The sequence below is a fragment of the Aquimarina aquimarini genome (genome assembly GCF_900299535.1).
Classification (GTDB): Bacteria; Bacteroidota; Bacteroidia; order Flavobacteriales; family Flavobacteriaceae; genus Aquimarina; species Aquimarina aquimarini.
On the sequence record NZ_OMKE01000006.1, the window covers coordinates 151,057 to 161,881 of the forward strand.

Genomic DNA, 10,825 nt, shown 5'->3' on the forward strand with positions numbered 1-10,825 from the left:
CTAAAAGATAGAGTCTAAATTAATAGATTCTAGAACTCAAGAACATCAAAATACATAACGGGAGGCTAATTATTTATACCTATTAATAAATTTTTTAAAATAGTTCCCTGTAACAAATCTTATAAAAAATAACAGTATTTTTATTCTAATTACAAAACGGGGATGCGGTTCATCTTACAATATTTCAGAGATAAATAAGTGAAAATTGGTAACAACAAAGACTAAAATATCAATAGCCTCTATATGCAGGCTACTACATTTTATCAAACATCAGACTGTCTAACGTTACAGCACATTATGAAATTGATTTCAAAATATATAAGAAATAATTATCTGATTTTGACAGTAAAGCTGTTGATCTTATCCTTATTTATTTTTAGGCTAATCCACGGAAATATTGAAACCTCAGTTTATTGGAATTTTGTTTCGGAAACTGGAAGTGGATTAAGAAACTATTTAAAAGCTTTAAAAGGAATGTATTTTTACGTACCTACTATAATTTTACTAATTCCTTTAATCGGAATCTTTGTTAATGGAAAAATGGGATGGGTATTAATTCAAATGTATTTTTATTTTTTGATTACAAACCTGACTTTTTCATTAACTTTTTCTGAATTAACGGACAATCAAAGTCTAGCAATAAATCTAGTTGAATTTTTACTTTTACTTCTAATTATATTATTAATGAACAAAAAGAAAATTAGCAACTTATTTTATGGAATGGATAAAACGGAATTATTGATTAAAAATATTATTAGTTCTACTATTGGAATTTCAATAACAATAATACTCGCTGCACTGAAAAGCAAGTGAAGTTTTAAAAACACCTTCTAACACATTATCGATACTTTGAAAAAACTGCTATTATTTATATCTTCATTACTCTCTACCAATACAAATGCCCAAACGAAATTTGATTTGGAAAAAATATTAAAAATTCAAAGACGAGATATAATTGTTATGGAAATTAACTCTTATCTGAATAAAAAGTCTGGATATGGTGAAAAAATTGAGAAACTGAATCCTGTGCAACAAACTTTTCTTTTCGTAGAAAATTTAGAATATGAAATAAATAATGGAGGATTTAATCAATTCTATTTCAACTCAAGTGGGGCTTTTAGTCAAGAAACGTCAAATGCTCTTTTAGAAATTGGCGCGAAAAAAACAGCGGAAATTATAAAAAAAGCTAATTCTGAATTTAAAAACGGAATGGTTCCAAAAGACAGAAACGAAAGGCAAAACAAATTGGCGCAGATTAAAGAAAAAGCTGAAGAAAACTGGAACAAATGCGATTCGGAATTTTATGAATATCAAGATGACTTGACCGAATTATTAATTGCGTTTGTGATTAAAAATAAAACTGAATTTAAAAATTAACGTGTTACAAAACTATATATAGCAGATTAGGTGATTAGTTAAAAATAATCTATTTGCAAAATCGACATGAAAATCCATAGCTTTTCTACCCTGTACTATTCATAACCAACCGTTAATAGCAAACCAAACTATATGAAAAAAACAATAATAGATATTCATTGTGATTTATTAATTCATTTGACAAAACCTAATTCTAGTATTGACGACATAGATTTAGGCTGCTCTATCCCTTACCTTAAAGAAGGAAATGTCAAATTACAAGTAATGGCTATTTTTGCACCCACACAATCAAATAGTCATAAAATAGGTATTGAGCAAAGTGAAATTTTTCATAATTTAAGTTTAAAAGAAGAACGACTATATACTTTACAAAAACGACATCTAAAAAACTTAAATAACAGTGAAAATATCGGAATGTTGGCCGCTATCGAAAATGCATCAGCTTTTTGTGATGAGAACACTACACTTAGAGAAGGTTTTGATACTCTTGAAAAAATCAGAAACAATGTTGGTAACCTTTTTTACATAGGTTTAACACATCATTCAGAAAATAGATTTGGTGGTGGAAACTATACTTCTACTGGTTTAAAAAACGATGGAAAAGCCTTAATAGATTATCTAGACAATAAAAATATCGCTATTGATTTTTCACATACAAGTGACAATCTAGCGCATGATATCTTAAACTATATTACAAAACAAAATGTAAACGTTTCAATTATTGCAAGTCATTCAAATTACAGATCTATTTTTGACCATCCACGTAATCTACCAAATGAAATTGCACAAGAAATAATAAATAAAAAAGGATTAATCGGTGTTAATTTTTTGAGAGCTTTTGTTCATAACGAAAAACCTAAAATGCTTCAAAAGCATATTGAATACGGAATAGAATTTGGTGCTCAAAAAGCGATATGTTATGGTGCAGATTATTTTTATCATAAAAATCATCCTGACAAATCAAGAATACCATTTTTCTTTAAAGAGCATGAGAATGCAAGCTGTTATCAAGAAATAAGCACTATAGTTAAAGAAAAGTTCGGCACTGAAATATGTGATAACATTTGCTACAAAAACGTGACTAATTTCTTAATGAGACAATGGAAATAATGAATTTACAAAAAGAATATTATTTAGAGAATTCAAGAGTATTATTAAAACCTTTGGTAATAGAAGATATCAGTAAGCTAGCTAATATTGCCATTAACGAACCTGACTTATGGAATTACACATTAAACAAACTTAATTCTGAAAAAAAGTTAACTACCTACATAACAAAAGTAATAACTGAAAGGGAAAATGGAATTTCTTATGCTTTTAGTGTTTTTGACAAACAAAATCAAACTTATGCTGGAAGCACCAGAATTTATGATATTAATTCTGTTCATAAAACTTGCTCTATTGGATATACTTGGTATGGCAAAAGTTTTCAAGGTACTGGGCTTAATAAAAACTGCAAATACTTATTGTTTAAGTTTGCTTTTGAAGAGTTACTAATGGAAAGGATTCAATTTCGTGCTGATAAAAATAACACTAGAAGTATAAACGCTATCAAAAGTTTAGGATGTAAAGAAGAAGGAATTTTGAGAAGTAATATGTATAAACCAGACGGAACAAGAAGGGATAGTATTGTTTTAAGTATTTTAAAAAATGAATGGATCAGTTCTGAAAGAAAAAAATTAAACGATAAAATAGAAGCTAGCTACTAATCGTGTAGATGAATTATTTATCTTAGGTAAATATTCTTAGACAAATAAAAGATATCCCATGCTGGGCACACTATATAATAAAATCATAGTCACCTATCAGCAAGCTTCGATTATTGCACTAAGGTATTAGGTTTAATTTTAAAAAGCCACAAGCACAAAAAAAATAGTAGAACAGAAAAAAAAGTTCAAATGGATTATTTAACATCTACATATTATTTTGATTATGAAAGTGACGAAATTCAACAACTTATAACTGAATTTAAAACGGAGGCTATCTCTCAAAAAGAAAAGACCATACGTTTGTATTTAAAAGTTCGAGATTCTTGGAGATACGACCCTTATAACCTAAGCTTTTCAAAAGAGAATTTTAAGGCAAGTACTATTGCAAAAAAAACAAAAGGACATTGCGTAGAAAAATCTATCCTTTTGATTGCTTGCCTTCGTGCTGTACATATACCTTCAAGACTTCATCTGGGAAAAGTAAAAAATCATATCGGAGTAGAAAGATTAACAGAAAAATTTGGGACAAATGTACTAACACCGCACGGAATGGTAAATGTCTATTTAAATGACAAATGGCTCAAATTATCTCCTGCTTTCAACAAGTCAATGTGCAAAATATGTAATGTTTCTCCTTTAGAGTTTGACGGAGAAAACAATTCTTTTTTACAAGAGTTTAACAATAAAGGAAATCTTTTTATGGAATATCTTGATGACTATGGCCATTTTGAAGATGTACCTTTAGAGTTTATGATAAATAATGCAAAAGAACATTATCCACATATATTTGACACCAAAGAAAATATTACCGAATTTAAATTATAAACAGAAACCAGCCACTAATCCTGTAGCCTAGTGATAGTTCAATAGTCGTCACTTCGATTCGTAAATCACTTCAAATTGCTATTTACATCGATAACAACTATTTTATACTAGATATAAAAACCATTCTTCCTAGATACACAAAACAAAACACCAATGAATAAAATTATCGTTTTTTTATTTCTGACAATTGGATTTATATCCTGTAAAACTTCTGAAAAGGAAATTAACAGACTTGAAATTGCCAAGCAATATTACAAGGCTCTTAACAATTCTGACAGTACTGTTATGAAAATTTTATTGACTGATAGCCTTCTGACTAAAGAAACTGATTATGATTATATACAGACATTTTCGCAAAATCAATACATTGAAGAATGGATGAAATGGGATTCTGTATTTGATCCAACATACAAAATCCTGGAAATTAAGCAAGAAAACGAAATTGTTAAAGCAAAGGTTACCAAAATAGATAAAAGAATAAATTTTCTTCATCAAGAACCAACTGTTTGGAATGCAGTTATCCGATTTGATACCGATAAAATAATCAGTATTGAAAGAACGAACGTGATTTTTAATGAAAAGACTTGGGGAAGAAACAGAGCTGAACTCTTAAGCTGGATTGACAAAAATCATCCTGAATTAAATGGATCTATATATGAGCAAACAGAGATTGGTGGCACCAAATTCTTAAAAGCTATCGAACTATACAAAAACAGAAAATAACGTATTACACCAAGAAACATATGGCGTGTCGATAGGTCAACGCTATGTCCTGTTGACTCACCCATTGCTTAAATTTTAATTAGAAATCCAATACCAACTACTCATTACTAAACAAATCTCCTAGCCCTCTCAGCGCAGACTAGGAACCAAAATATAAAACCGTAAAGTTCTAAAGTAATTATTGAATATCTAACACCGAATATCAAAGTTTTCTTACTATCAACCAATAGACCAACAACCACTCAACATACCTTTATACTAAGGTTGGAGCAATCAAATTGACAAATTTGGGATTCAAAATTTGAAATCATGTTCAGTAATGATAAAATTTGTCATGCTTCTTGATGTGATAATAATATGATAAGTTCTTATATTTGGTAATAAAGTTAAAATAAACTACCGTTAATAAAAAAACCTATAAATTCACACGCAATTGCTAACTTTGGTCCTTAATCAAAATGTCCTAGCAGACAATTCCACAACAGAACATAGCTCATGTATTAGTTATAATTAAAAGAAAGGCGAGAATGAAAAAGTCTATTTTGAGTAGAATAAAAGAATTAGGAGGAAATATTGAAAACATCAAAGGAAATTCTTTATTAGACGACATTCTCTCAATAACATTTAATACTGTCCTATATCAAAAGCCAACCGACACACCTTGGGCAAAAGCAGAAGAAGAAGAACCTATTTACGGAATAGGGGATTTTATTGAGAATAATAAAGAGTTGCTTATCAATAATGAGCAAGAACTTTACGATAAAATAATAGAAAAATATTACACTCTTACAGAAGAAGGTTTTGGGCAAATGTTTTGGAAAGCAGAATTATTTACTCCTTTTAAAGAAGGAACCGATGATTTTAATGAATGGAATGAAGATTTTATTGACAGCGATGAAGTTGACTTAAAAGAAATCATAGAGTTCACAAATAACTCCAAACCCGACTTTATTCAACTCTTTTACAGTTATAGTTTTCCTGATAATTTTTATATCTGCCTTTCTGATCCAAATCCTGAAAACCCAACTTTATTTGGAACAGATCATGAAGTTTTTTTCAGCAAAGTAACTAACGAAGGTGCTTTAGAAGATTTACTCAATACGTTTATGACTAAAGATGAATTATTAAAGATTGTAAAAGACAAATTGCTAAAATAACGATTGACAACCACTCATTACCAGGCAAACTTTCTGTCCTCCCTGCGTAAGCTCACTACTGTCCAGAATAAATCTACCAACAGAAATTCAATTGCTTTTTTATTAGTAATTGGTTCTTTTTCTTTTGTCTATGTGTATTATTGTTACTCAGTATAACAGGAATGAATAATAAAACTGAGAGTTTTTCTAAAAACAAATAAAAAGGCATAGGGTTTTCTTTAAGTTTTTGTAGTCTTAAGGCCAATAAATAAGTTATTATAGCTGTATAGATTTGTATCTTCACTGCATTCTGAACACCTAATACCGAAATTCACCCCACTCCTATGTCGATAAAGGATCACCTCTTGTGCGGTTTAACCAGAACAACAAAGAGAACTGAGCCTATTGCGACGAGGGTCATAGCCCCGTAAAACTGTAACATCAAAAACATAAGATGACAATCAATATCGAATACTGAGCACCCATTATTGCGTTGTGATGGATTACTCATAAAACCTAGAATGACAGCATCACAATCATCTTTTAAGCTAATCTTATTACCCAATTCTAAACACAAGGTAACCCAAAACACTATTTATTTAAAAATCAAACCCCTACAACTTCTTTTAGGAGAAAAAATGTACAAGTATGTTTTTTATTAAAATTTTTAACTAGATTTATGATAGATTTATGATAATCTGAATACCAAAAAACCTAATAAGCCTATTATCGAACTTTACCCTACGCCTCTAATGAATAGACGAAACTTCCTAACCACTAGCACATTACTAGGAGCATCTGTTGCTACACCCATATTTTCTTCAACAGTCCTAGCAGATACTAGCCCTATTTCTATATTTGATATCGGAAAAGGTTTTAACAAAATATCAAATCAAATAGAAAATATTCCTGTTAAGCTTTTATCACAAGATGTTATTGTAGCACACAATAGACTCCTTAATACGCTAAACACAGAAGGCTATATTTATAATAGCACAAAAATTACTAAATTAAGTAACTTTTGTTTTGCCATCCCACTAAGCAAAAACCCTCTGATAGGATTCAAGACAAAAGAATTGGCTTTATTGATAAAAGAAAATCAAAAAATCAAGCATTATATCCTTAATGAAAGGATTAGCTTTGGGCTTAACTCTTTGATTGAGAGCTTTAGCCAGAATATGGACTCTAATAAACTAAATATAGATATCTTATCATTTATTGCACCAGCAAAAATAATTAAAGAATCTTATGGCAGAGAAAGTGTCTTTACTTATGAAAATGAACAAAAAAATAAAATTACCCTAAAAAGTTCATCAAAAAAAAACCTAGCTTTTGTTAGCTAACATATTTGTCAAAATCAAGTAATTCTACGTATTGAATAATTTTTAGTTTTCTTTTTTCTTTGAGAAGAAAGTTACTAGAATAGATTCTGGTAGTGCAAAATAGTTGATAATCTAACTGATAAAATACAACAAATATGAAAGTTATACTTATAGGTAATTTCCCTGTATGCTTATCTTTATATCAGTACTTATATCAAAATAAGTATTTGCAAGCTGTTTGTACACAACATGTACCTCATCAACAATCTGATCAAGATTACCTAAGCCTAATACAACAAGAAAAAATAGAGACTTTTGTTATCAGTAGTCAAAATATCTCAAATCAATTCAAGGATTGGTTACAAGCTAAATCCCCTGATCTAGTCATCGTTTATGGTTTTTCACTAAAAATTCCAGAAAAAGCGCTCTCTATTCCAAAGCACGGATTTCTAAACATCCATTTCGGAAAATTACCAGAAAACCGAGGACCAGACCCTTTATTTTGGTCTATAAAAAACGGAGAGAACAAAACAGCAATTACTATACACCAAATGGATAAAAACTGGGATACTGGCAAAATTCTTATAGAAGAGCCTATTGCCATTATACCAGGAGAAACAGCGGGAATGGTAAACTCTAAAATGAACTTTACACTAGTTCAACTTATAGAAAAAGCATTGGGGCTTATACAAAACCCAGAGAATTATAAAACTCAATCCTCTAAAGAAAAATACAATAAACGACCTAGCACTATAGAAATATCGATTAACTGGGAAGAACAGACAGCAGATGAAATTGAAAACTTAATCAATGCTTGTAATCCAAAATATGGTGGAGCAACAACATATTATCAGGGTGCTCCTATAAAAATAATAGAAGTTTCTCCTGCAGATTATCCAGCCACTCTCATTGATAAATCTCCTGGTGAAATTGTACATGTACACCCTCATGAAGGGCTATTTGTATACTGTAAGGACAAAAAATTGCTACGAGTAAACATTATTCATTCTGATGCAGGTGTACTAACTGGTCAGAAATATTTTTATTTAGGAGTACAACAAAATCATCATTTTACAACCCGCTCAAAAACAAAACACCTTATTACCTAATATATAAACAACTACTAATCTTAAAATCAAAAATTATGGATCCATTTTTAGGACAAATCGTATTATTTGGAGGAAATTTTGCACCAAGAGGATGGGCACTTTGTGAAGGCCAACTATTGCCGATTTCACAAAACTCAGCCTTATTTTCAATTTTAGGAACTATTTATGGAGGAGATGGCAGAACCACTTTTGCCCTACCTGATTTACGTGGTAGAGCTCCAATAGGAGCAGGTGGAGGTCCTGGGTTATCTGACCGTAGACTTGGCTCTAGATCAGGTCAAGAAACACACACTTTAAATATTACTGAAATGCCTTCTCATAATCATTTAACACAAAATAACCCTAGTGCAGATCAGCATGTTCAATTAAGTGCTGATTCTGGAGTACGTGACAAACCTCAAGCTGGTGATGTTCCTGCAGGAGCAAGTTTTGGCTCTGGTCTTGGCGCAACACCTGTAAATGCATATGGACCTGCCAACAATCCAGTTAATGGTCAAGAAATTAGCGGAAATGCAGGCTTAACAATTTTAAATAACGGAGGCAATCAACCACATAATAATATGCAACCTTACTTAACTACAAATTATATTATTGCGCTACAAGGTGTGTTTCCTTCTAGAAATTAATTCTTTAGTTAAACAATTCAATAAGTTATAGCAAAGTAAAACTCTAATGAGGCCTCATTAGAGTTTTACTAAAAAAACACTTTTTAAAACAACCCTAAATCAATATTAATCAAACAATTTGACATGATAAACCATCATTACTTCAAACCCATACTAATTTCACTCGTTTACTTCGCCATTTTTTTAGGCAACAAACGACTGCATGGGCAAACTCCTGGCACTATGGGGTTTGGCTCCACAACAACGGTTCTTGCCAATGCTACAAACCCAAGTGCAGATCAATCAGTTAATTCACTACTAAATAATTTTGATATATCAGCCACATCTAGCTCTAATATCTTTTTGGCCTTTGCTACAAGTGGAAACGAAGGCGGTTCAGACCCTATAGGTGGTCTTTCTGATGCTGTTTTAATATGGTTAGGAAATGGAATAAACTCTGTTTCTTCTGGGACTTTATCTACAGATAGCGGTGGAGAAATTGGTATAACCTCAATGGATTTTGCATATAAACAAGCTCTAGGAGGAAGCACTATAAATTTTACCTTTACTGCAAAAAGAGATGGTGCAACCGTTGGTACTCTTATGCTAACATCACCAGCTCATAATTCTGCTATTAGTATAGATTTCACCTCTCCCTCAACTGGTTCTTTCTCCAACATTGATGAGATCGTAATTACACCAGCAGTCCCCCTATTTGGTGGATTTTCTATAGATGATATGGTAATCACAACTGCAATTAACAATACCACTCCAACAATAGCTATAGACAATTCAAACCTATCATACACTGAGGCAGAAGCTGCCAAGCAACTAGATAATACTGCTACCGTTAGTGATGCCGATGGGGATGCAGATTGGAATGGAGGCACATTAATCGCACAAATTACAGCAAATGCTGAAGCCGCCGACGAATTAAGTATCTCTGATACCGATGGGGATGGTACAGCAATAACCATTAGTGGAACAAATATTCTTGCTAACGGAACAGATATTGGAGACTTAAGTACCAGTGGGGGAATCGTTACAAACGGCACTGCACTCACAATAACTTTTGATGCTGATGCTACAAATACCAACGTACAAGAGGTATTACAATCTATCCGATATAGAAGTACCTCAACCAATCCAGGCACATCAAATAGAACAATTACAGTTACCGCAACAGATACAAATTTAGGTACAGCTAATGACACTAGAACAGTAAATGTAACCTCAGCTCCTGATGTAACTAATATTAGTTCTACAAATGCAAATGGAAGCTATAAGACTGGTGATGTCATAGTAATAATTGTTACTTTTGATGAAATAGTTACGGTTGTAGGCACACCTCAATTAACTTTAGAAACTGGTACTACGGATAGAACAATAAACTATAACGGAACTGGTAGCGGAACAAATTCTTTACAATTCACATATACAGTACAAACTGGTGACATAAGTTCAGATTTAGACTATGTAGCTACAAACTCATTAACTGCAGGCACAAGCATTCAAAACGGCACAGGTAACAATGCATCTTTAACGTTAGCTAGCCCAGGAGCTCCAAATTCTTTAGGAGCTAACAAAGCATTAGTCATTGATACTAATGCTCCTCGTATCAGCAACATAACTCGTCAGAGTCCCGCCACTAGCCCAACAAATGCAGATGCTTTAATATTTAGAATTGTATTTAGTGAAAGTGTTCAAAATCTAAATAGTACTGACTTTAATATTACAGGAGCAACAGGAGCCTCAATTAGCACAACTGGTTCAGGAACAACATATGACATAACTCTTTCAGGCGGAAACCTTGCAGTGGTAAACAGCACAATTACCTTGAGCTTTTCTGGAGGACAAGACATTACTGATGCTTCAGGGAATGCATTGACTAACTTAACACCAACAGGAACAAACAATAACACTTTTGTAGTAGATAATACCGCACCGCGTATCAGCAGTATAACTCGTCAGAGCCCTGCAACTAGCCCAACAAATGCAGATGCTTTAGTATGGGATGTA

General features: G+C 32.0%; 11 protein-coding genes. All 11 read left to right on the forward strand.

Going from position 1 to position 10,825, the window contains the following annotated elements; genetic code table 11:
* Window positions 1-243: 243 nt before the first annotated feature.
* Window positions 244-813, forward strand: coding sequence for a hypothetical protein (locus DG508_RS02220; protein ID WP_159090612.1), 570 nt, complete (start codon window positions 244-246; stop codon window positions 811-813).
* Window positions 814-918: 105 nt separating this feature from the next.
* Window positions 919-1,377, forward strand: coding sequence for a DMP19 family protein (locus tag DG508_RS02225; RefSeq protein ID WP_159090614.1), 459 nt, complete (start codon window positions 919-921; stop codon window positions 1,375-1,377).
* 132 nt (window positions 1,378-1,509) lie between these two features.
* On the forward strand, window positions 1,510-2,487 hold the full coding sequence (locus tag DG508_RS02230; protein WP_108866583.1) for a dipeptidase: 978 nt from the start codon (window positions 1,510-1,512) through the stop codon (window positions 2,485-2,487).
* Entirely contained in the window at window positions 2,487-3,086 is a 600-nt protein-coding gene (locus DG508_RS02235; RefSeq protein WP_108866598.1) for a GNAT family N-acetyltransferase, read from the forward strand. The genes DG508_RS02230 and DG508_RS02235 overlap by 1 nt, the downstream gene beginning before the upstream one ends.
* Window positions 3,087-3,275: 189 nt before the next feature.
* Window positions 3,276-3,911 (forward strand): transglutaminase-like domain-containing protein, encoded by a 636-nt coding sequence (locus DG508_RS02240; protein WP_108866584.1) that lies wholly within the window; start codon window positions 3,276-3,278, stop codon window positions 3,909-3,911.
* A 153-nt stretch (window positions 3,912-4,064) separates the two neighbouring features.
* On the forward strand, window positions 4,065-4,634 hold the full coding sequence (locus tag DG508_RS02245; protein ID WP_108866585.1) for a hypothetical protein: 570 nt from the start codon (window positions 4,065-4,067) through the stop codon (window positions 4,632-4,634).
* Between the two features lie 527 nt (window positions 4,635-5,161).
* Window positions 5,162-5,791: a hypothetical protein gene (locus tag DG508_RS02250; protein ID WP_108866586.1), complete on the forward strand. Its 630-nt coding sequence runs from the start codon at window positions 5,162-5,164 to the stop codon at window positions 5,789-5,791.
* Between the two features lie 731 nt (window positions 5,792-6,522).
* A complete protein-coding gene (locus tag DG508_RS02255) occupies window positions 6,523-7,113 on the forward strand; it encodes a hypothetical protein (RefSeq protein WP_108866587.1) in 591 nt (196 codons plus the stop codon).
* A 134-nt stretch (window positions 7,114-7,247) separates the two neighbouring features.
* Window positions 7,248-8,201, forward strand: a complete 954-nt coding sequence (locus DG508_RS02260; protein ID WP_108866588.1) for a methionyl-tRNA formyltransferase — start codon at window positions 7,248-7,250, stop codon at window positions 8,199-8,201.
* A 35-nt stretch (window positions 8,202-8,236) separates the two neighbouring features.
* Window positions 8,237-8,827, forward strand: coding sequence for a phage tail protein (locus DG508_RS02265; RefSeq protein ID WP_108866589.1), 591 nt, complete (start codon window positions 8,237-8,239; stop codon window positions 8,825-8,827).
* 123 nt (window positions 8,828-8,950) lie between these two features.
* Window positions 8,951-10,825 (forward strand): beta strand repeat-containing protein (locus DG508_RS02270; protein ID WP_199912746.1); only part of this gene is annotated, 1,875 nt, incomplete at its 3' end.

Coding starts and splice junctions, on each gene's coding strand:
- DG508_RS02220 (WP_159090612.1), top strand. CDS start 244: ATGCAGGCTACTACATTTTATCAAACATCAGACTGTCTAACGTTACAG.
- DG508_RS02230 (WP_108866583.1), top strand. CDS start 1,510: ATGAAAAAAACAATAATAGATATTCATTGTGATTTATTAATTCATTTG.
- DG508_RS02235 (WP_108866598.1), top strand. CDS start 2,487: ATGAATTTACAAAAAGAATATTATTTAGAGAATTCAAGAGTATTATTA.
- DG508_RS02240 (WP_108866584.1), top strand. CDS start 3,276: ATGGATTATTTAACATCTACATATTATTTTGATTATGAAAGTGACGAA.
- DG508_RS02245 (WP_108866585.1), top strand. CDS start 4,065: ATGAATAAAATTATCGTTTTTTTATTTCTGACAATTGGATTTATATCC.
- DG508_RS02250 (WP_108866586.1), top strand. CDS start 5,162: ATGAAAAAGTCTATTTTGAGTAGAATAAAAGAATTAGGAGGAAATATT.
- DG508_RS02255 (WP_108866587.1), top strand. CDS start 6,523: ATGAATAGACGAAACTTCCTAACCACTAGCACATTACTAGGAGCATCT.
- DG508_RS02260 (WP_108866588.1), top strand. CDS start 7,248: ATGAAAGTTATACTTATAGGTAATTTCCCTGTATGCTTATCTTTATAT.
- DG508_RS02265 (WP_108866589.1), top strand. CDS start 8,237: ATGGATCCATTTTTAGGACAAATCGTATTATTTGGAGGAAATTTTGCA.